We start from the raw sequence: 21987 nt of genomic DNA, 5'->3' as shown, positions 1-21987 counted from the left end.
ATGCACATACAGCCAGCATCACACTGGCGCAAGGCAAAAAAAAGCCCGCTACAGGAGCGGGCTAAATCTATTTCCTTGGAGGAGAATAGAGGAGACAACTGAATGATGAGCCATCCTCAACTATTAATCCAATTTATCTTTCTGATGCCAGAGATTCACGCGGCGAATATCACTTAGTATTTCACATCCAGCTTCACGCTGAAGTAGCGGAATACGTCACGCGGCGGCACCCAGCTGTTGGCCGTAACTTGCGGCGAGGTTGCGGTTGGCCCGTTGCGGAACGACGATGGGCCGCTGGCGTTCGCATTCGGGATGTAGAAACGGTCGAACAGGTTGTTGATGCGGAAGCTCAGCTTGTACTTGTCGTCCGAAGTCCGCACGCCGAAGCCCAAATCGGTAATGCTGTAAGCCTTGTTGCGCGCATTCGGGTCGTTGTTGATGTTGGTAAGGTAGTCGCTTTGATAACGCACATTGGCATTCACAAAGCCCTTGTATGGCAGCGTCGGAATGCTGAAGTCATAGGTGGCGCCCACGTTCAGCTTGATCTTCGGCGTGCCCGGGAACACTGAGTTGTTTAGATTCTGCACACCGGTGGTCGAGCCTGCCGCGATCGGGAAGCAGGCCGAGTTCTGGCCCGCGATGGAACCGTTGGCCGCCAGCTTGGTGCCACTCACCGCCACGTTGGTCGAATCCGCATAGCACGGACCGTTGGCCCACTTCTCGATGGTCGGCAAGGTGAAGGCCAGCGACGCGTTCACGTTCAGGTTGTTGGCCACCAGTGCGTTGGCGTCGATCTCAAAGCCGTGGGTGGCGATGTGCGGAATCGAGTTCAGCTGGCTGTAGATGGTCGGGTCGTTCGGCAGCACGTAGGTCACGTTCTGCTGATAGCCGAAGAAGTCCGAGTTGTAGTACGTGGCCGCAATCGACAGGCGATTGTTGAACAGGTTAGCCTTGGCGCCGATCTCGAAGCTCTGGCTGGTTTCCGGCTTGACCGGGAACGCCGCTACTGCTTTCAGGCCCGAGGTCACGTCATACGCTTCGCCCTTGTAGCCGGTCGAGGCCTGCGTGTAGACCATCCACTCTGGCGTGATCTGCTTCTGCAGACTGACCTTGCCGGTGGTGGCCGGGTCGCTGTTGCCATAGCTTTGGAACTGGTCCACGCCCACCGGGCCCGGCTTGAAGGAGGCTTCGTCCAGCTGGTCGGTGTAGAAGTTGCGCTTGTAGTGGTAGCCCGAAATCTCCTGGTTGAAGCGCACGCCAGCGGTCACAGTCCAGGTTGGCAGGAACTCCCACGAGGCCTGGCCGAACACCGCCTTGTTGGTGTTGTAGATGTCGGTGTAGTAGTTGGTTGGGCTCGATGGCGAGTTGGCGTTGCAGGTCATCGGCGCCACGCAATAGCCGCGGATGAAGTGGCGGTAGATTTCATTATGCGCCAGCCACAGGCCGGCCACGTACTTGAACGTGCCGGTGTCCGGCGAGACGTAGCGGAGCTCCTGCGTCTTCGAGCGGATGTCGTACGTGCCGAACTGGTAATTGCCGATGGTCGGTACGGTCGAACCGGCGGCGGCGATGGTCGGCTGGTCGGTGAAGTCCTGGTCGCGGAAGTCATTGGCCAAGTATTTGCTCCACGAGGTGATCGACATCAGCGTGGCGTCGTTCGGCAAGGTCCACGACACCTTCAAGCCGAGGCCTCGGTCGCTGGATACCAGGCCGGTCGGGAAGTCGCGGCGCACGTTGCGGTTGTTTGGATCGTTGACGTTGATGCCCTTCATCAGCACCGATGCAGGCAGCTGCGGATTGCCGTTCAGGTAGACGCCGTCCAGGCCGATCGGTGTCGACACCAGCGTGCCCGCAGCGGCCGAGCCAGTGCGCAGGAAGAAGCCGTTCACTGCGGTCACCCCGCGCGAGTTTTCCTGGTAGTTGTAGCGCGGCGTCAGGTCCACCTGTACGCTCTCGATCGGATTCCACTGCAGCTTGGCCATGAAGGTGTTGCCGCTCGAACCGTTGACGTCCTTACCGTCGGTGAGGTTGTGGAAATTGCCCGGCATGCGCGTCTTACCGGCGTAAAGGCGCAAGCCGAAATGCTCATCCAGCTGGCCGCCGGCCGATGCGTTGACGCGCCACTCATTGTCGTTGGTGAGGTAAGTGCTGGCACGGTACACCATCGGGCCGGAGATCGGCTTGGTGACGATGCTGACCGCCCCTGCCACCGCCGATTTACCGAACAGCGTGGACTGCGGGCCTTTCAGCACTTCGATGCGCGAGACGTCGGCCAGGTCTTTAAACGCCTGGAACTGGGTGGCGATAGGAATGTCGTCGATGATCACGGCCACGTCCGACTCGACGCCGATGCCGACCGACACCGTGCCAATGCCGCGCATGAAGATGGCGTTGTTGGCCGAGGTGGTGCCGGAGTTCAGCGTCAGCGACGGCATCATGGCCACCACGTCTTCAATCTCGCGGATGTTGGTACGCTGGATTTCCTGCTCGCTCATGACGGAAATCGCCATCGGCACGTTTTCCAGTTTTTCGACGCGCTTGTTAGCGGTCACCACCACGGTTTCCAGCGTGCCCGGTTTGGAGGTGGATTCCTCCTGTTGCGCTTGCGCGTTCATGGACAGTAAAGCTACGGCGAGCGCCGCCGCCATCGGCGTGAGGGGGATGGTCTTTTTCATGCTTGTCTCCTGCTTATAGTTTTAGTTAATCGTTTAACTTAAGTGACGAGCAAGATTAAACCGGCATTCAAAAGAAGTCAACAGGAGTGGGAAATCCGCGCAACACATGCGCGGAAAACGATTACCTTAAGCCGCACAATTGGCTTATTTATAACGGGCGAGTTCCATCTTGCCGATTTGCGAACGGTGCACCTCGTCGGGACCGTCGGCCAGGCGCAGTGAGCGGGCGCTCGCGTAGGCGTGGGCCAGGAATGGATCGGCCATGCCGCCGCCGCCCTGCACCTGGATGGCCCAGTCGATCACCTGGCAAGCCATGGTCGGCGCGGCCACCTTGATCATGGCGATTTCCTTGGCCGCGACCTTGTTGCCGACCGTATCCATCATGTAGGCCGCATTGAGCACCAGCAGGCGGGCCTGGTCGATCAGGATGCGGGCTTCAGCGATACGCTCCAGCGTCACGCCCTGCTCCGCCACCGGTTTGCCGAAGGCCACCCGCGATAGGCTGCGCTTGCACATCTGTTCCAGCGCGCGCTCGGCCAGACCGATCAGGCGCATGCAGTGGTGGATACGGCCCGGGCCAAGGCGGCCTTGGGCGATTTCAAAACCACGGCCTTCGCCGAGGAGCAGGTTGGAAGCCGGCACGCGTACGTTGTCGAACACGATTTCGGCGTGGCCGTGCGGCGCGTCGTCAAAGCCGAACACCGGCAAGTGGCGCAAGATGTTCACGCCCGGCGTATCGCGCGGCACCAGGATCATCGACTGCTGCTGGTGGCGGCTGGCGTTATCAGGATCGCTCTTGCCCATGAAGATGAACACCGCGCAGCGCGGATCATTGGCGCCGGACGACCACCATTTGCGGCCATTGATCACGTAATCGTCGCCGTCGCGCACGATGGAGCTGGCGATGTTGGTGGCGTCCGACGATGCCACCTCCGGCTCGGTCATGCCAAAGCAGGAGCGGATGCGGCCATCCAGCAGCGGTTCCAGCCACTGCTTCTGCTGCGCCGGCGTGCCGTAGCGCGCCAGCACTTCCATGTTGCCGGTGTCCGGCGCGGAGCAGTTGAACACTTCCGGCGCCCAGTGCACGCGGCCCATGATTTCGCACAGCGGCGCGTATTCCAGGTTGGTCAGGCCGGCGCCCAGTTCGGACTCGGGCAAGAACAAATTCCACAAGCCGGCAGCGCGCGCTTTCAGCTTGAGTTCTTCCATGATTTTGGTGGCGACCCACGCATTGCCGGCGGCGCGGTTGGCGTCGATCTCGGCATGGAAGGCGGCTTCGTTCGGATAGATGTGTTCATCCATGAAGGCGGTGAGTTTGGCCTGCAGTGCCTTTACTTTCGGGCTGTATTCAAAATTCATGATGCTTCCTCGGTTATCGGTAGGTGACGCTGCCTTGCTGGCCTAGCCATTCAAGGTGCGAATAATTATTCAGATAGCTCAGCGTGAACTGGCCGGGGCGCTGCAGCAGTTTGGTGACGGCGCAATTGGCCAGCGTCCAGTTCAATTCCATCACTTGATAATCCTGTAGCCCCAGCAGGTGCTGCATCAGCGTGGCGATCACGCCGCCCGATGTGAACACGATGGTGGACTGGCCACGGTCTTCGGTGTCGAGACGCTCCAACGCGCGCACGCAGCGGCGGCGGAAGTCGGGCCACGGTTCGGCGTAGTCGCTATCGTGCCAGCCGCTCATCCAGCGCTGCATGGCGGCGCGGAACAGATGCTCCAGCGCGCGCGATGGATCGACGTGGTTGGCCAGCAGCGCCTTGAAGGCGGCAGCATCGGCGTACTCCGGGCAGTGGCGCAGCAGCACTTCGTGGTGATCGAATTCGGCAAAGTCTGCGTCGGTGATCCATTCAGTATCGGCCAGCAGTGGCTTGGGCAGCTCGGCCATGCAAGTGTCGGCGGTCTGGCAGTGACGCACCATGCCGCCGGTGACCACCTTGCTGAACGGTTGATAGCTGTTGGCGTACCACTGCCCCAGCAGGCGCGCCTGCTCGTAGCCCAGCTCCGACAGTTGATCGTAATTGGCGCTACCGAACGAGGCCTGCCCGTGACGCACCAGTAAAATTTGTCCCATATCGCTATCTCTCCTGAGCCTCTCAGCTTAGCGCCTGGCCTATAATTCATCAAATGAATAGAATTAATTGAACCGGATAAATCCTGTGCATATATCAAAAGTTGATCTCAACCTGTTCATCGTGCTGGAAGCGATTTACGCGGAGGGCAGCATCACCCGCGCCAGCCTGAAGATGAATTTGACGCAGCCGGCCATCAGCCATGCGCTGAACCGTTTGCGCCAGCTGTTTGATGATCCTCTGTTTGAACGCCAGGGCCACGTAATGACGCCAACGCCGCTGGCCCGCTCCATCATCGAACCGGTGCGGCGTGCGCTGCGCGGTTTTGAAGTGACGCTGAGCGGCGCGGCGCGTTTTGATGCGGCCAGCAGCGAACGCAGTTTCTCGCTCGGCGTGCGCGATGTGCTGGAAGCCAGCGTGCTGCCGCCGCTGATGGCCGGCATCGCACGCGAAGCGCCAACGGTCACGCTGAATACTTTGCAGGTCAGCCGCCGCGAGCTGGAAGGTGAACTGGCGGCCGGCACACTGGACGCGGCAATCGACATCCTGCTGCCGCTGTCAAACGACATTCGCCGCACGCAGCTGGCGGGTGACAAGACGGTGGTACTGGTACGGCGCGACCATCCACTGGTGAAGCGCCGCAAGCTGACGCTGGAGACTTATCTGCAACTGGAACACATCCAAACCAGCTCGCGCCGCCGTGGACCGGGACTGGAGGATGTGGAACTGAGCCGCCAAGGCCTGCAACGCCGCATCCGACTGCGCTGCCAGCACTACTTCGCCGCCTGCCGGGTGGTGAGCGAGACCGACCTGGCGCTGACCATGCCCGAGCGACTGGCGCGCATCGTCAACCAGCAATTCAACAACCAGCTGCTGCCCTTCCCGCTCGACATGCCAGCGCTGGACATCTACCTCTACTGGCACGACAACGTCGACAACGATCCCGCCAACCTGTGGCTGCGCGAACAAATCGCCGCCGCCATGCAGGCTTCATAATCAGCAGCCGGCTTTGGCGCCAGAAGCCAGCGTGCGCACAGCTTTGGCGATGTCGGTACTGATGCGGATGACGGCGCGGCGGTGGCCTGCGACTAGTTCGTCGTAGCCGGCACTTACTGTCTCCTGCGCCACGCTGCGGCAAGTCAGCACTTGCGTGCTGCCGACCAGACGCACGCTCCAAACAGCGTCGATCAGTGCGTACTGGCCAGGTGCCGATTCGAAGCGCTGCACGTTGGTGCTGATGCGGTAGACCGGCGCCTTGTCCGGCGTCGGCGTGCGGAACACGTCGATGGTGCCCAACTCGTTCGATATCGCCAGCGACAGCGCTAGTCCGATTTCCGATGACGGCGGCGACACCCAGCGCTCCTGTTCCAGCAGGTCGACGCGGCCAGCGCCTGTCGTCACCACCAACTGATTGCGCGCCACTTGCTGCGGCACTGTCACTGCCGGCAGTTCGATGTAATAAGCCGGCGCGGACTGCGTGGCGTGTGGTGCGCCCATGCCGGAGCTGAGGCTATAGAAGTGTTCCGGCGGCGCGCTCGCGCAACCGGCCATCAACACCACTGCGGCGGACAAAATCACACGCATCATTTCTGCTCTCCTTTTTGCTTGCCACGTATCAGCGACTCAGGATGCCGCTCCAGATAATCCGACAGCGCATTCAGCGACTGCAAGGTTTGATTCAACTGCTGCAAAGCTTCGCGCAAGTCCGACTGTACCGGCGAATCCTTTTGCAGCAGCTGGTCCGCTTCGTTGAAGGTCTTGCGCGCCGCCGCCAGCGTGCCTTTCATTTCCGGCACCACTTGCGCGTCCAATTGCTTCATCAGCACATCGACGCTCTTCAAGGTATCGCGCAGGTTCTTGCCGATTTCTTCGAACGGCACCTTATCCAGCTTGCGCGCGATGCTGGAGATTTGCGTCTGCAATTCATCGAGGCTGTTCGGCACTGTTGGCATCTCCGGCACTTCAGCCGTCATATCCACCTTGGCCGGCGCAGCATTCGGGAAGAAGTCCAGCGCCACGTACAACTGGCCGGTCAGCAGGTTCCCGGTCCTTAGCTGTCCACGCAAGCCACGCGCTACCAGGCGTTCCATCAACTGCGGCCCCGCATTGCGTTCCTGGTCGTTGGCGATGGTCTGCGCAAAACTGCGTCCCAACCGCGCCGGATACATGTCCACTGTGACCGGCATGCGGAAGCTCTTCTTGACCGGATCAAACTCCACGCCGACCGTCCGTACCTCGCCCATCACGATGCCACGGAAGTCCACTGGTGCGCCCGGCGACAAGCCGCGCAGCGACTGGTCGAAATACAGTACCGTGGTAATCGGCACACCGTCCGGTTCGCGCATCGCGCTGTCGCGGTCCGCGGCCAGTAAAAATTCGCTACCGGCCGGCGCTACGTTGACCGGTTTCTGTCCGCTCATCGATTCGAACGCGAGACCACCCACCAGCAACGTCGCCAGCGATTGCGTGTTGACCTTGAAGCCATTGGAATCCAGCCTCACGTCGACACCGCTGGCATGCCACCAGCGCGTGCTCTTGCCGACATACTGATCGTAAGGCGCACTGACGAACACCGACATCCGTACGCCGCGCCCTTTCTCTTCCAGATCGAAGCCGGTCACCTGTCCTACCTGGATGCGGCGATAGAAAATCGGCGAGCCAACATCGATGGAGCCCAGCGTATCGCCATGCAGCGTATAGCTTGTGCCCTTTTCATCGCGTGTCACCTGCGGCGGCTTTTCCAGCCCAGTGAATTCGGTATGCGTTTCTTCCGACTTACCGGCATCGACGCCGATGTAGGAGCCTGACAACAGCGTATTCAAACCCGACACACCACTCGCGCCGATGCGCGGCTTGACTACCCAGAAACGCGTATCGGCCGCCGTGAAGCGCTTGGCCTCCTTGCTCATGTCGATGGTGACCAGCACCTTGGACAAATCGCGCCCCAGCGAAATCGAACGCACCAGGCCAATATCCACGTCCTTGTATTTGACCTTGGTCTTGCCCGGCTCCAGCCCATCCGCGCTGCGGAAGCTGACGATTACTGTCGGCCCCTGGTCGAGCACCGACTTGGCTACCAGCACTACGCCGATCAGCGCAGCCAGCAAAGGAATCAGCCATACCAGCGACGGCAGCCAGCGGCTGGCTTTATCCACATTCGGTTCGGGCAGCGGCGGCGGGCCGCTCTCGTTTTCAGACATGCTTTTCTCCACGGTTTTCGACAGGATCCCAGATCAGTCGGGGATCGAACTGCATGGACGCGATCATGGTCAGCACCACCACCGCGCAAAACGCCAGCGCGCCGGGACCGGCCGTGATCACCGCCAGCGACTGGAAGCGCACCAGCGCCACCGTCAGCGTAATCACAAAAATATCGAGCATCGACCAGCGGCCGACAAACTCCACAATGCGGTACAACATCGTGCGCTGCAAGGGCCGCCAGCGCGAGCGCCGCTGCGCGGTCCACGCCAGCAGGGCCAGAGACGCCAGCTTCAGCACCGGCACCACGATGCTGGCGACAAAAATAATCGCCGCCAGCGCCGGCGAGCCGCTAGTCCAGAAGTAGACCACGCCGCTGATAATGGTGTCGTCCTCTTTGCCGAACAGCGAATGGGTATACATCACCGGCAGCAGGTTGGCGGGAATGTAGAGGATTGCGGCCGCCAGCAAGAAGGCCCAGGTGCGGCCCACACTATCCGGATGGCGGCGATGCAGCCGGGTGCCGCAACGCGCGCAATGCCGGTGGTGCGCCGGCTCCACCAGGCCGCAGCTATGGCAAGCCAGCAGCTGCGCCTTATCATCGTGCACGACCTGCTGCGCCGGGCGGCGCGGACCCGGTAAATGCTCTCCAAGATTCCACAGAATTTTCGGATCGAAGGACACTACGACCGCTAGCATCAGCGTCAGCGCACCGAATGCAAACAGGCCCGGTTGCACCACCACTTCCGCAAGGCTGGTCATCTTGACGATGGTGATCAGGATACCGATCATCAGCACCTCGGTCATGCCCCAGCGCCGTGCCATGCCGACCGCGCGCAGCAAATGGTCGAAGCCCGGTGGCCGATGGCCGGCGCGCAACGACAACGTCACATACAGCAAAGCCCCCAGCTCCACCGCCGGCAGCAACATCGTGAACAGGAATACCACCACCGCCACCAGCTGCATCTGCTCCGTCCACAGCACGTGGATAGCGCCCAGCAGCGTGGCGCTGCTGCTGTAGCCGCCCACTTCGAGTTCGACGATAGGGAAAAACTGCGCAATCAAAAAGGTGAACACCGCGCCCAGCGTGATGGCTGCCATGCGGCTGGCGTCGGAATGGATGCCGCGATACAGGACCGAGCGGCAGCGCACGCAGCGCGCCTTCTCGCGCGGGCGTACCGGGCGGCGCCGATGCAGCACACCGCAGTCATGGCAACTGATTAAATCGTATCGATGCACAAGGCTGGCCGTTGTATCTATGATGGAGCATATGATACGGCAAACCCGGATCGGCTATCATAGAGCACGATTTCTATTCCGGAGACAGCCCATGCCCCGCTGTTGGCCCGTATTGCCGGCGATCGCCATCGCCCTGTGCGCGCCCGCACTGGCGCAAGGACCGGACACGCTGATCTTCGGCACCACACACGATCCGGAAACCGTCGTGTACAGCTATGCGCTGGAATATCTGGAGCAGCTTTGCGCCGAGGTTCGCCAGCGCTGCCAACTACGCAATTTGCCGGGCCGGCGCGGCTCCGCCATGCTGGCCGACGGCAGCATCGCCGGTGAAGTAGGCCGGGTGCGGCAATACAATGAGAAGCGTCCGGAATACCATCGCGTGGAAGAAGCGTTCATCACTTCACGTACCTTTGTGTTCACGCGCACTTCACGGCCGGCGATTAGCAGCTGGGCGGAACTGGCAAACAAGGCGCGGACCATCAGCTACAAGCGCGGCGTCTACATCTACCAGCAACGGCTGGAGGCCATGTGGCCCAATGTACAACCGCATGATGTGCAATCTGTGCCTGCGTGCCTGGAGATGGTGCTGGCAGGCCGCGACCAGGCATGTGTTTTCGACGATGGCAGCTTGAACGCCCAGTCGCGGGCACTGCTGCGCCAGGGACACATCGGCAAGCAGCTGGATGAGTTCAATCTCTACATCTATCTCGGCAAGGACTATGCCTTACTGGCGCCGTCACTCACCGAAGCAGCCAGGCGCCTGAACGCTCAAGGCCTGAATGCCCGGCTACAAAAGAAGTACTTTATTTCGCCTTGACGCTGGAAGGCAGCTGCTCGAAGTCTTCAGTTTTTTCCAGTAGCGGCCATCGGCTTTTTAGAAAACATCTCACGCTCCGAGGAAGTCAAATAAGGTGCTTGCTACCACCTTGGTCGCTTTCCTCAGGTCTTCCAGATTGAGACGTTCATCGGCTTTCTTGGCGTTGGACTCGGGCACGGTGCGCGGGCCGGCGCCGTACAGCACTGCTGGAATGCCGTGTTCACCATACAGGCGCGCGTCCGCATACAGCGGCGTGCCTTGCGCCGGGATTTTCTCGCCGATGAAGGTTTCCGCATTCTGCTGGATGCTGGCCACCAGCTTCTCCGTGCCCGGACGCTCGCGCAGTGCGTGCGACAGCAGCAGGCGCTTGATCTCCAGCGTGATGCCGGGCACGCCCTGCACCGCGTTCTCGATCAGCGCGCGCACTTGCGCTTCCACTGCTACCGGATCTTCTTCCGGAATCATGCGGCGGTCCATCTTCAGCGTGACTTTGCCCGGCACCACGTTGGTGTTGGTACCACCATCGATGCGGCCCACCAGCATGGTCGGCGAATCGATGCCGGCGATTTTCGATTTGATCTTTTTCAGTTCCGGCAGCTGGCCGTAGATGGCGTTGAGGATGCGAGTTGCCGCCTGCAGCGCATCGTGGCCGGTCTCCGGCATCGCACCGTGGCCGGACTTGCCGTGCACGGTGATCTCCAGTTGCAGGCAGGCGTTGTGCGCGGTGACGATGTTGTAGCTGAAGCCAGCCGCGATCACGTAATCAGGCTTGGTCAGCTTTTGTTCCAGCAGCCAGCCCGGCCCGAGCAGGCCGCCGAATTCTTCGTCGTAGGTGAAGTGCAGTTCCAGTCCGCCCTTGAGCGGCACGCCCAGCGCTTCCAGCGCGCGCACCGCGAAGATATAGGTGGCAAAGTCGCACTTGGACACCGCCGCAGCGCGGCCGTAGATAAAACCGTTATCGACTACGCCGCCGTATGGCGGGAAAGTCCAGTTATCACCCGGCGGCACCACGTCGCCGTGCGCGTTCAGCGCCACAGTCGGACCGCCCGCCGCGTAAGGACGGCGCACGATCAGGTTGGTAATGCTCTCCATGCCGTAATCGCGCACGGCTTGTTCCGGCACCGCGTGCTTCTCGGCGGTCCAGCCATAAGCCTTGACCAGGTCTGCCACCACCTCCGCATGCGGCGCGTTGTTGCCGGGCGGCGTATCGGTCGGTACGCGCAGCAGCTGTTGCAACACGCCGACTTCTTCATCAAAGTGCGCATCGATCCATTGCGCCAGTTTTTCCTTGCTCATTTCAGTTCCTTCATTGTGCGCCGGACTCGTACCACGCTGCGATTTGCGCGCGTTCGGCGTCCGTCATATTGGTCAGGTTAGCCAGCGGCATAGCCTTGGTCTGTACTACCTGCTTGTAAATTTTTTCCGCGTTCTGGTGCACTTGCTCTGCGCTGTCGAAGGCCACGCCCAGCGGCGGCGCAGTGAAGCCAGCCTGGGTTGGGTGCATCGAGTGGCAGGACAAGCAGCGCGTATCGATCACCGTTTTTACCTTGGCGAATTCCGCCGCCGGATCGGCAGCGGCAACTACCGGCGCTGGCTTAGGCGGCGCAATCGCCACCGCCACAGCGGCCAGCAGCGCCAGGCCAATCGCCGGATAGCGCCATTCCACGCGGCCCTTGTGGCGCAGGTTGAAGAAGTGGCGAATGAACACACCGGCTGCCATGATGAAGGCCAGTACCAGCCAGCCATGGTCGTTCCGGTAAGTCATCGCATAGTGGTTGCTGATCATGATGAACAGCACCGGCAGCGTGAAGTAGTTATTGTGGACGCTGCGCTGCTTGGCCTTCTGGCCATGCACCGGGTCCGGCATGCGGCCGGCCGACATGGCCTCTACCATCTTGCGCTGGCCCGGAATAATCAGCATCAGCACATTGCCAACCATGATGGTGCCGATCAGCGCACCGATATGAATGTAGGCGGCACGGCCGCTCAGCACATGCGTAAGGCCATATGCGGCAGCGGTAATCAGCGCGAAGATCACTACGCCGAACGCCGCATCGTGCTTACCCAGCGGCGAGCGGCATAGCAGGTCGTACACGGTCCAGCCGACCACCAAGGTGCCGATGCCGATGCCGACGGCTTGTAAGCTGGTGAGGTCCGCTACCGACTTATCGATCATCATCGCTTGCGCGTTGAAGTAGTAGGCGATAGTCAGCAGCGCAATGCCGGACAGCCAGGTGGAATACGCTTCCCACTTAAACCAGTGCAGATCTTTCGGCAGCTCGGCCGGTGCGACCAGATACTTTTGCGGATTATAGAAACCACCGCCATGCACCGCCCACAGCTCGCCCGACACGCCCTTCTTCGCCAGCTCCGATCCCGGCGCCGGCGGACGGATCGAATTATCCAGCCACACAAAATAAAACGAGGCGCCTATCCATGCGATGCCGGTGATGATATGCAGCCAGCGCACAAGAAGGTTGGCCCACTCAAGGCCGTACGGGATCAGGTATTCCATGTATTTTTTTATCGGGTCAAAGATGTGGCTAATTTACAGAAGATAAACGGATTTGATTCCTGCTACATGAACATTAGAGTATATTAGACATATTCGATCCCGTATAACGTTAGCCTGCTCATGTCCGCTTTGCCGCAACATCTGGACCTCCACCTGATCCGCATCCTCTACCTGCTGCTGGTCGAGAAAAATGTCTCCCGCGTCGCCCTCAAGTTGAATCAGCCGCAGCCCTCGATCTCGGCGTCGCTGCGCAAGCTGCGCGAGCTGACCGGCGATCCGCTTCTGGTGCGCGGTGCGCGCGGCATGGTGCCGACCCAGCACGGTGAAAGCCTGCTTGCACCAGCAAAGCGCATTCTGGACGAAACCGAGAACCTGTTCTTGAAGAAGGCACCTTTCGTGCCACAGGAAGAAGCGCGCACTTTTCATGTGGCCGCGCCGGACTATCTGGACAGCCAGTTCCTGCCGAATCTTGTAGCGCTGCTGCGACGCGGCTCGCCGAATAGCCGGATCAAGATTCACGGCCTTGGCGCGGGTTCGGACTATGTGCGCCTGCTGTCGGACGGCGACATGGACCTCGTCATCGCCAACTGGGACGAGCCGCCCGAGCACCTGCACATGTCCAAGCTGTTCGAAGATCCCATCATCTGCGTGATGCGCGCGGACTGTCCATACGCACTGCGCACCGCCAGCGACAAGATGACGATGGAAGACTATCTCTCGCTGCCGCACGTGGCGCCGACGCAGATCCTGCCCGGCTACCTTGGCGTGATCGACGATTATCTTGAGCGGCAAAACCTGCAGCGCAACGTGGTGGTGGAATCGGCCTACTTCGGCCTGATCCCCAATATGCTGGCGCAAACCGATTTGGTGCTGACCACCGGCACCCAGTTCGTGCGTCACTACGAAAAGCAGATGCCGCTGAAGAAGTTCACGGTACCAGTGAAGTTCCCGGCGATGCGCTTCTACCAGCTGTGGCACGAGCGCGTGCACCAGGCGCCGGAACACAAATGGCTACGCGAACAGGTCACTGCCGCCGCGAAGTCGCTGCTGCAAAAGTAAGCGCAGTCTTATAAACCTTAGGCCATACCGCATATATTGCGGCGACGCTGGCGCGTTATGATGTGAGCCATGATGACCACACTCCATGAACTGAATAGCTGCGACGCCGCCACCTTCATCGACCGCCTGCGCGGCATCTACGAGCATTCGCCGTGGATACCGGAACGCGCGGCGGTCCAGCGTCCTTTCGCCAACGAGACGGCGCTGAAGCTGGCCTTGCAGTCAGTGGTCAGCGCCGCCACGCTGGATGAGCAGCTTGGTCTGATCCGCGCGCACCCTGAATTGGCGGGCAAGGCTGCCGTCGCCGGACAGCTCACCGCCGAATCGACCAGTGAGCAAGCCAAGTCCGGCCTGCACCTTTGCAGTGCAGAGGAATTCGCCGTGCTGCACCAGCTGAATGCAGACTACAACGCCAAGTTCGGATTCCCCTTCATCCTCGCGGTCAAAGGCCCGACCGGGCAAGGGCTGACGCGGCAAGCCGTTATCGCTGCCTTCAAACGCCGTTTGAAGAACCAGCGCGCTGATGAAATTGCGGAATGTCTCCGCCAGATCAAACGCATCGCCGAGATTCGTCTTAACGACCTGCTGTCGGTTCAGCTGGAATTCGGCCCGGCCATCATGCAGTGGAGCGAAGAACTGGCCGCGTGGAGCGATGACGACAGCGGCCCGCTAACCTGCGCCTACATGACGCCAGCCCATCGCCAGACCGCCGCGCAAATTCTGGAGTGGATGCGCGCCGCCGGCATGGACGCGCACATCGACGCCGTCGGCAACGTGGCCGGCGTCTATCGCTCCGACGCGCTGAATGCGAAAACGCTGATGACCGGTTCGCACTACGACACCGTGCGCAACGGCGGCAAGTACGACGGCCGTCTCGGCATCCTGCTGCCGATTGCGCTGGTGCGCCACCTGCATCAGCGCGGCGAAAAACTGCCATTCCATTTTGAGATCGTCGCCTTCGCGGAAGAAGAAGGTGTGCGCTTCAAGAGTACTTTCCTCGGCAGTACCGCAGTGACGGGCCACTTCGACTTGTCGCTGCTCGACCAGACCGATGCCGATGGCGTCAGCATGCGCGATGCACTGCTGGCCGCTGGTCACGACGTGACGCGCATTTCCGCGATTGCGCGCAATCCAGCCGACTTGCTGGGCTTTGTAGAAGTCCATATAGAACAAGGTCCGGTGCTGCTGGAGCGCGATCTTGCGCTGGGCGTGGTGACGGCGATTGCAGGCAGCTCGCGCTACCTGGTCGACCTCACCGGCCTCGCCAGCCACGCCGGCACCACGCCGATGACCATGCGCAAAGACGCTGCCGCTGCGGCAGCGGAGATCGTGCTGCTGGTCGAACAGCGCTGCGCACAAGCGCCATCGTTGGTCGGCACCGTCGGCCAGTTGCAGGTGCCCGGTGGTTCGGTCAACGTGATTCCCGGCGCATGCAAACTGTCGCTCGACATCCGCGCTGCAGATGATGCGGTCCGCGTCGCGGCGGTGAAGGATGTATTGGACGGCATCGCCGCCATTTGCGCGCGCCGCCAGGTGGAAGTCAGTTTGCAGCAAATCGTCGACGCCAAAGCCGCACCGTGCGCGCCGCGCCTGATGCAGCAATTCGGCGATGCCATCGAACGCGCCGGCTTGCCACGCTACGACTTGCTGTCCGGCGCGGGGCACGATGCCATGGCGATGGCTGCCGTCACCGACGTCGCCATGCTGTTCACGCGCTGCGGCAACGGCGGCATCAGTCACAATCCGCTGGAAACCATGACCGCCGACGACGCCGACATCGCCGCCCGCGTGCTGCTGGACTTCCTCCGGCAATACAACCACCACGAAAAATAGTTTATTGACAACGAAATAGACGTACAATCCGAGCCTGAAGCATTTTCGACGTACTCTCAGACTCGGAGGTTTCAATGGCTACTGCTTGCAACAAGCTAATCCTGCGCTGGTACACGGGCGCCCTGCTGGCTCTCATGGCGCTGCCGACACTGGCGGACAACCTGCCCACCGCAGCGGTGCGCAAAGTGGACGACACTTACTACGGCACCACCATCAGCGATAACTACCGCTACTTCGAAGACGTCAAGAACACAGAAGTCGCAACGTGGATCAAAGCCCACAGCGACCATGCCTACAAAACCCTGAACCACATCAATGGCCGCGATGCGCTGCTGGCTGACCTGAGCAAGCTGGAAGCCTCAGTATCGGGCCGCGTCTACGCCGTCAATCGCGCGGCCGGCGACACCTGGTTCTATGAAAATCGCGGCGCCAACGATAACCAGTTCAAGCTATGCATGCGCGTTGGGCTGAACGGCAAGGAAGTGGTGCTGGTCGATCCGGACAAAATCGCCAAGCGCACCGGCAAGCCACACGCCATCAATTACTCCATGCCTTCGCCGGATGGACGCTATATTGCATACGGCCTGTCGCAGCAGGGTTCCGAGAGCGCCAGCCTGTATTTGCTGGATGTACGCACTGGCCGCAATATCGGCAAGCCGATCACCCGTGCGGACTTCGGCTGGCCTGACTGGGCGCCCGATAGCAAATCACTGCACTTCATCCGCCTGCAAGCACTCAAGCCCGGCGCGCCAGCGACCGATAAATTCCTGCACGCAGCGGTATGGCGCGTCGATCTGCCGAACGCGAAACTGGCGCCGGCGCCGCTGATCAGCGACCAAACACCCGGCATTGACATGCGCGCCGAAGAGACGCCTTTCTCCGACACCAGTGCCGACGGCCGCTGGGTGTTCGCCAGCGTCGTCAACGGCGTGCAGCGCGAGCGCAAGATGTATGTGGCGAGTGCAGCCGACGTCAAGGCAGGCAAGCCTCCCTGGCGTAAGCTGATCGATTATCAGGACGAAACCACCAATGTCGTCTACATGAACGACAAGATATACCTGGTCTCCCACAAAAAAGCGCCACGCTCGGAGGTCAAGGTGCTGGATGTGACGAAGCCCGGCGCCATACCGGAAACCTTGATCGCAGAAAGCAAACGCGTGATCGTCAGTATCGGCGCGGCTGCCGACGCACTGTATATCGAATCACGCGAGGGCAATATCAAGCGTTTGTCCAAACTGGACTACCAGGCCGGCGCCCGCCAGCAAGATGTGAAGCTGCCATTGGATGGCACTTTTGTACTCGATGAAATGGAGAGTAACGGCGGCGCAGCCAATCCGCGCTTCCCCGGCGTGGTGCTGGACTTGCAAAGCTGGACGCAGGCGCGCCAGCTGTACAGCGTGGCGGCGGATGGCACTGTGACTAACACCGGCTTGCAACCGATTGGTCCTTACGATGCCCCCTCCGACATTGAGACACGCGAAGTGCTGGTGCCCAGCCATGACGGCGCGCTGGTACCAATGTCGATCATCTATCGCAAGGGAACCAAGCTGGATGGCAGCAATCCCACCCTGCTATACGGCTACGCCGCCTACGGCATGACCGAGGAGCCACGCTACTCGCTATATCGGCTGGCGTGGCTCAATCGCGGCGGCATCTGGGCGGTGGCAAATCCGCGCGGCAGCGGCGTGTTTGGCGAAGAGTGGTATCGCGGCGGCTACAAGGCCACCAAGCCAAACACCTGGAAAGACTTTATCGCCTGCGCCGAGTACCTGATTGCACAGGGCTATAGCAAGCCGGCCAAGTTGGGCATCTACGGCGGCAGTGCAGGCGGCATCCTGGTTGGACGGACGATGACGGAGCGCCCCGACTTGTTTGCCGCCGTGGTCTCCGCCGTCGGCGTCAACGACACGCTGCGCTTCGAGTTCACCTCCAACGGGGTGACCAACATCCCGGAATTCGGCAGCGTTAAAACCGACGCTGGATTCAAGGCCTTGCTGGCGATGAGCACACTGGCCAATGTCAAAGATGGCACCGCGTATCCAGCGCTGCTGGTGTACGGCGGTTTCAATGATCCCCGTGTGGAAATCTGGCACAGCGCCAAACTGGCTGCGCGCGTACTTGCGGCCAGCACCAGCGGCAAGCCGGTATTGCTACGGGTGGACTACGATTCAGGCCACGGCATTGGCAGCACCAAACAGCAGCAACTCGCGGAGCGTGCGGATATTTTCGCCTTCCTGCTATGGCAATTTGGCCAGCCGGAATATGCACTAAAGCCGTAACGCCGCCAGCGCTTCCGCCAACTGCGCGATGACCGGCGTCCAGCCGCCGTCGCGCGGCTGGCGAAACAGGCGCATGGTGGGATACCACGGCGTGTCGTTGCGATCTGCCATCCATCGCCAGTCGCAGCGATAGTCGGGCAGCAGCAGCCAGCATGGCTTGCCCATCGCGCCGGCGAGGTGCGCCACGGCCGTGTCCACGCTGATCACCAGATCGAGATTGGCAATGACGGCGGCAGTGTCGGCGAAATCGCCCAGTTGCGATCCGATCGGATGCAGCGACATGCCCGTTGGCGGCAACAGCGCTTCCGCCTCGCCCGCGCCTTTTTGCAGGCTGACGAAATGCACTTGCGCCGCAGCGAGCGGCGCGAGCGTCATCAACGATGGCAGTGAACGGTCTGCGTCATTTTCGAAGTTACCGTTGCCGCGCCACGCGAGACCGACGCGCAAGCCTTGCTGCGGCAGTTGCTCGTGCCAATGAGCCGCCAACTCCGGTTGCGCGTGCAGGTACGGCACCGTCGCTGGAATCGACGACATCGTGGTGCCGAACACTCCCGGCAAACGCATGGGCCGCGTCCAATAATCCCAGCCTCCCGGCAGCGCCTCGCCCAGCGCGTACACATGGTCTGCACCCGGCAGTGTGGCGAACAAGCGCCGCAAGGCCGGATGGCACACTACCGACACCGTCGCACCACGCGCCTTCAGCTGCGCGGCATAACGGCAGAAATGAATCATGTCGCCATGCCCCGCCTCCAGCCCGATCACAATGGACTTGCCGTCCAGCGGCTCGCCTTCCCAGAACGGGCAATCGAAAGACAGTGGGAAGTGGTCGAACTGCCAGCGCGCATCGAGCATGCGCCAGCCCTCTTCAAAGCGCGCCTGCCGCAGCAGCAGGTAACTGAGATTGAACTGCGCCCGCGCATGATCCGGTTCCAACGCCAGCGCGCGCCGGTAGCACGCCTCACCTTCCTGCTCGCGATGCGTACATACCAGCAGCACGCCAAGCTGGCTCCACGCCGTCGGCGAGTCGGGCGCCAGCTCCACCGCCGCGCGCATGGCCACCTCCGATTCCGCAAAGCGCTTTTCCTTCAACAGCAGCGCACCAAGATTCTGCTGTAGCTGCGCGTGATCCGGCATCAGCGCAATCGCCTGTCGATAGTGGAACTCCGCCTCCCCCACAGCGCCCTGCAGCTCCTTCAGATAACCGAGATTCGCCCGCGCAGCCGCATGCCACGGTTGCAGTTCCAGCGCCTGCAGATAGCACGCCTCCGCCGCTGCGAGGTCGCCGGCAGCCATATGGTGATTGGCATCGAGGTAGAGTTGCTGTGGATCTGTATGCGTCATGAGAAAAACACAGCCAGCCGGTCTTCCGGCAGCGGCTTGCTGTACAAATAGCCCTGGTAGTAATGACAGCCTTCATCCATCACAAACGCCAGCTGCTCCGGCGTCTCCACACCTTCGGCCAGCACCGACATGCCCAGCGTTTTTCCCAGGCCGACAATCATGCGCACGATGGCGGCGCCGTGGCCTTCCTTCTGCGCGTCCCAAATGAAGGAGCGATCGATCTTCAATTGCGACAGCGGCAAGCGATGCAGGTACGACAGCGACGAATAACCGGTGCCGAAATCATCCACCGCAAAGCGTACACCCACCTCACGCAGGCGCTGCATCTTTTGGATCGTGCCTTCGACGTCCTTGATCAACAGGCTCTCTGTCAGCTCAAGCCGCAGACGGTCCGGCCGCGCGCCGGTTTGCTTCAGCACATCCAGCACCTGCTCGACAAAGTCCGGCCGATGGAATTGAACGGGGCTGACATTGACCGACATCTCCAATCGCGCCGTGCGCTCATCGTCCGCCCAGCGCGACAGCAAGCCGCAGGCTTCCATCAACACCCAGCAACCGAGATGCAGAATCATGTTGGTTTCTTCCGCCACCGGGATGAACTCCACCGGCGGCACCATCCCGCGCTGTGGATGGCGCCAGCGCAGCAGCGCCTCCACGCCGGCCAGCTTGCCGTCGATAGTGGCCAATGGCTGGTAGTGCAGCTCGAATTCCTGATTCGCCAGCGCGCGCCGCATGTCAGTCTCCAGCATCGCGCGCGCCGACACGCGCGCCTCCATTGCCGGATCAAAGAACGACACGTTGTTGCGGCCAGCCGCCTTGGCCTGGTACATGGCCAGGTCGGCCCGTTTCAGCACCTCTTCAATGCCCAATCGTTCGCGCCCGAACAACGCTACGCCGATACTCGGTGTGCTGTAATGCTCAACACCGTCCACATTGAACGGCGCATGGAACGCCTGCAGCAGCTTGGAGGCGATGTCGCGCGCCACCGCCGGCGCGTCCGTGCCCAGGTCTTCCAGCAGCACCACGAATTCATCGCCGCCGAAACGCGCCACGGTATCGCAGCTGCGTACCGCCGCATCAAGCCGGTCGGCTACTTGCTGCAACAGGATGTCACCCTTGTCATGCCCGCGGGTGTCGTTGATGCTCTTGAAGTGATCAAGGTCGATGAACAGCGTGGCGCCGGGACGGCCGGTGCGCTGGCCCAGTGCCAGCGCGTGTTCAAGACGATCCAGCAGCAACTGGCGATTCGGCAGGCCGGTCAGCTTGTCGTAGAAGGCCATGCGATGGATTTCCGCCTCCGTCGCCTTGCGGTCGCTGATGTCGCGGAAGTAGATGGTCAGGCCTTCTTCGGATGGATAGGCGCGAATCTCGGTCCACAAATCCAGCGGCGCGTAGTGTTCCTCGAACGACACCTGCTCGTTGGTGTCTACCGCCTTGTGATAGGCGCGGTAATATGGACCGCCCACAGCTTCCGGGAAGACGTCCCACAGGCAGCGTCCCAGCACTTCCTCGCGCACGACTTTCGTCAGCCGTGCCGCATTACCATTCATGTAGCGGATTTCCCAATCATGGCCGAGCATCAGGACCGCATCCGAGATGCTTTCCAGCGTGGCCGTCAGGCATGCCGCCTGCAGCGCTTCGGTATGGGATTTCAATGGGTCTTGCATGATGAAAGCGGCCAGGATCCGATATGAAACTACCAGTATGCGCCCCAGCCGCCCTGAGGTCAAACGACGCGCGCGCGCTCCAGCATGGCGTGCAGCAAGACGTTGCAGCCGGCTTCCAGGTGCTCTGCCTTGGCATCCTCGATTTCATTGTGGCTGATGCCGTCCTTGCATGGCACGAAGATCATGCCGGCCGGCGCCAGGCGCGCGGCGTAGATGGCGTCGTGTCCTGCACCGGAGACCACGTCCATGGTCGAATATCCCAGCTTGGCGGTGGCGCTGCGCACCGCGTCCACGCACTCCGGGTGGAATGGACATGGCGGATAGTAGGAAACGCGCTCGATAGAAATCTTCAAGCCTGTTTCGCTGCGCGTCTTGTCGATAAAGGCCAGCATCTCTTCATGCATGGTGTTGAGCAGCTGATCGTTTACGTTGCGCAGGTCGATGCTGAATTTGACTTCACCCGGAATCACGTTGCGGCTGTTCGGGAACACCTGCACCATGCCCACCGTGCCGCGTCCATACGGCGGATAGCGGTTAGCGATGGCCACCACTTCTTGCATGATGCGGGTTGAGACTTGCATCGCGTCCTTCCGCAGGTGCATCGGCGTTGGGCCGGCGTGGGCTTCCATGCCAGTCACCACGCAGTCGTACCACGAGAGGCCCATCACCGCGGGCACCACGCCGATTACCTTGTCGGCGTCTTCCAGCACCGGGCCTTGTTCGATGTGGGTTTCAAAGTAAGCGCCAATAGGATGATCGCCCGGAACTTGCTGGCCTTTGTAGCCGATCCGATCCAGTTCTTCGCCAACCGACTTGCCATCGACATCGCGCGCCGCGTACGCCGTCTCCAGCGAGAACGCGCCACAGAACACGCCGGAGCCCATCATCACCGGCACAAAGCGCGAGCCTTCTTCGTTGGTCCAGAAGGCGACTTCAATCGGCGCCTCGGTTTTGATTTTGAGGTCGTTCAGCGTACGCACCACTTCAAGGCCGGCCAGCACGCCGTAATTGCCATCGAACTTGCCACCGGTCGGCTGCGTGTCGATATGGCTACCGGTCATCACTGGCGGCAGCGCGTTGTTGGTGCCATCGCGGCGCATGAAGACATTGCCAATCTGGTCGATCGTGATCGACAGGCCGGCATCCTTGGCCCAGCCGACAACAAGGTCGCGGCCTTGTTTATCAAGGTCCGTCAGCGCCAGTCGCTTGACGCCGCCCTTTTCCGTTGCGCCGATTTTGGCCAGCTCCATCAGCGATGCCCACAGGCGGTCACCATTAATTTTCATCTT

General features: G+C 61.1%; 16 protein-coding genes. 5 read left to right on the top strand and 11 right to left on the bottom strand.

Features of this window, described 5'->3' with window-relative positions:
* Positions 1 to 173: 173 nt before the first annotated feature.
* The 3 genes from GTP46_RS04070 to GTP46_RS04060 form a co-directional block, all read right to left on the bottom strand.
* On the bottom strand, positions 174 to 2675 hold the full coding sequence (locus tag GTP46_RS04070) for a TonB-dependent receptor (protein WP_161005336.1): 2502 nt from the start codon (positions 2673 to 2675) through the stop codon (positions 174 to 176).
* Between the two features lie 144 nt (positions 2676 to 2819).
* Entirely contained in the window at positions 2820 to 4034 is a 1215-nt protein-coding gene (locus tag GTP46_RS04065) for an acyl-CoA dehydrogenase family protein (RefSeq protein WP_161005335.1), read from the bottom strand.
* Between the two features lie 13 nt (positions 4035 to 4047).
* Entirely contained in the window at positions 4048 to 4752 is a 705-nt protein-coding gene (locus GTP46_RS04060; protein WP_161005334.1) for a histidine phosphatase family protein, read from the bottom strand.
* 85 nt (positions 4753 to 4837) lie between these two features.
* Here GTP46_RS04060 and GTP46_RS04055 point away from each other — a divergent pair, with 85 nt between their 5' ends.
* Entirely contained in the window at positions 4838 to 5746 is a 909-nt protein-coding gene (locus GTP46_RS04055; RefSeq protein WP_161005333.1) for a LysR family transcriptional regulator, read from the top strand.
* Here GTP46_RS04055 and GTP46_RS04050 read toward each other — a convergent pair whose 3' ends face one another.
* The 3 genes from GTP46_RS04050 to GTP46_RS04040 are packed head-to-tail and all read right to left on the bottom strand — an operon-like array spanning position 5747 to position 9187.
* Positions 5747 to 6337 (bottom strand): PqiC family protein, encoded by a 591-nt coding sequence (locus GTP46_RS04050; RefSeq protein WP_161005332.1) that lies wholly within the window; start codon positions 6335 to 6337, stop codon positions 5747 to 5749.
* The gene (locus tag GTP46_RS04045) at positions 6334 to 7950 is read right to left on the bottom strand and encodes a PqiB family protein (RefSeq protein ID WP_161005331.1); all 1617 of its coding nucleotides are present in this window, start codon (positions 7948 to 7950) and stop codon (positions 6334 to 6336) included. Before GTP46_RS04045 ends, GTP46_RS04050 begins: the two co-directional genes overlap by 4 nt.
* Positions 7943 to 9187 (bottom strand): paraquat-inducible protein A, encoded by a 1245-nt coding sequence (locus GTP46_RS04040; RefSeq protein ID WP_161005330.1) that lies wholly within the window; start codon positions 9185 to 9187, stop codon positions 7943 to 7945. Before GTP46_RS04040 ends, GTP46_RS04045 begins: the two co-directional genes overlap by 8 nt.
* Before the next feature lie 91 nt (positions 9188 to 9278).
* On the opposite strand from GTP46_RS04040, the gene GTP46_RS04035 reads away from it, so the two are divergent.
* Positions 9279 to 10004 carry a type 2 periplasmic-binding domain-containing protein gene (locus tag GTP46_RS04035; RefSeq protein WP_161005329.1) on the top strand — a complete coding sequence of 242 codons (726 nt, stop codon included), beginning with the start codon at positions 9279 to 9281 and terminating at the stop codon, positions 10002 to 10004.
* Positions 10005 to 10073: 69 nt separating this feature from the next.
* Here the strand turns inward: GTP46_RS04035 and GTP46_RS04030 are convergent, their stop codons facing one another.
* Together GTP46_RS04030 and GTP46_RS04025 are read right to left on the bottom strand one after the other, a co-directional pair.
* Positions 10074 to 11300, bottom strand: a complete 1227-nt coding sequence (locus tag GTP46_RS04030; RefSeq protein ID WP_161005328.1) for a M20/M25/M40 family metallo-hydrolase — start codon at positions 11298 to 11300, stop codon at positions 10074 to 10076.
* A gap of 10 nt (positions 11301 to 11310) precedes the next feature.
* Positions 11311 to 12519 carry a urate hydroxylase PuuD gene (locus tag GTP46_RS04025; RefSeq protein ID WP_161005327.1) on the bottom strand — a complete coding sequence of 403 codons (1209 nt, stop codon included), beginning with the start codon at positions 12517 to 12519 and terminating at the stop codon, positions 11311 to 11313.
* Positions 12520 to 12639: 120 nt separating this feature from the next.
* Between GTP46_RS04025 and GTP46_RS04020 the strand changes: the two genes are divergently transcribed.
* From GTP46_RS04020 to GTP46_RS04010, 3 genes are all read left to right on the top strand, one after another.
* On the top strand, positions 12640 to 13578 hold the full coding sequence (locus tag GTP46_RS04020; RefSeq protein ID WP_161005326.1) for a LysR family transcriptional regulator: 939 nt from the start codon (positions 12640 to 12642) through the stop codon (positions 13576 to 13578).
* Between the two features lie 72 nt (positions 13579 to 13650).
* The gene (locus GTP46_RS04015; protein ID WP_161005449.1) at positions 13651 to 15411 is read left to right on the top strand and encodes an allantoate amidohydrolase; all 1761 of its coding nucleotides are present in this window, start codon (positions 13651 to 13653) and stop codon (positions 15409 to 15411) included.
* Between the two features lie 74 nt (positions 15412 to 15485).
* Complete coding sequence (locus GTP46_RS04010) at positions 15486 to 17690, top strand: prolyl oligopeptidase family serine peptidase (protein ID WP_161005325.1); 2205 nt, start codon at positions 15486 to 15488, stop codon at positions 17688 to 17690.
* Here the strand turns inward: GTP46_RS04010 and GTP46_RS04005 are convergent.
* From GTP46_RS04005 to GTP46_RS03995, 3 genes are read right to left on the bottom strand one after another with little or no spacing between them, the layout of a single operon-like run.
* Positions 17679 to 19031: a tetratricopeptide repeat protein gene (locus GTP46_RS04005; protein ID WP_161005324.1), complete on the bottom strand. Its 1353-nt coding sequence runs from the start codon at positions 19029 to 19031 to the stop codon at positions 17679 to 17681. The two genes, GTP46_RS04010 and GTP46_RS04005, sit on opposite strands and share 12 nt — an antisense overlap.
* On the bottom strand, positions 19028 to 20698 hold the full coding sequence (locus GTP46_RS04000) for a putative bifunctional diguanylate cyclase/phosphodiesterase (RefSeq protein ID WP_161005323.1): 1671 nt from the start codon (positions 20696 to 20698) through the stop codon (positions 19028 to 19030). The genes GTP46_RS04005 and GTP46_RS04000 overlap by 4 nt, the downstream gene beginning before the upstream one ends.
* 59 nt (positions 20699 to 20757) lie before the next feature.
* Positions 20758 to 21984 carry a Zn-dependent hydrolase gene (locus GTP46_RS03995; RefSeq protein WP_161005322.1) on the bottom strand — a complete coding sequence of 409 codons (1227 nt, stop codon included), beginning with the start codon at positions 21982 to 21984 and terminating at the stop codon, positions 20758 to 20760.
* Positions 21985 to 21987: the final 3 nt, after the last annotated feature.

It is taken from the genome of Duganella flavida (genome assembly GCF_009857445.1).
Taxonomy (GTDB): Bacteria; Pseudomonadota; Gammaproteobacteria; order Burkholderiales; family Burkholderiaceae_D; genus Rugamonas; species Rugamonas flavida.
This window is presented reverse-complemented; position numbering and strand designations above follow the sequence as displayed.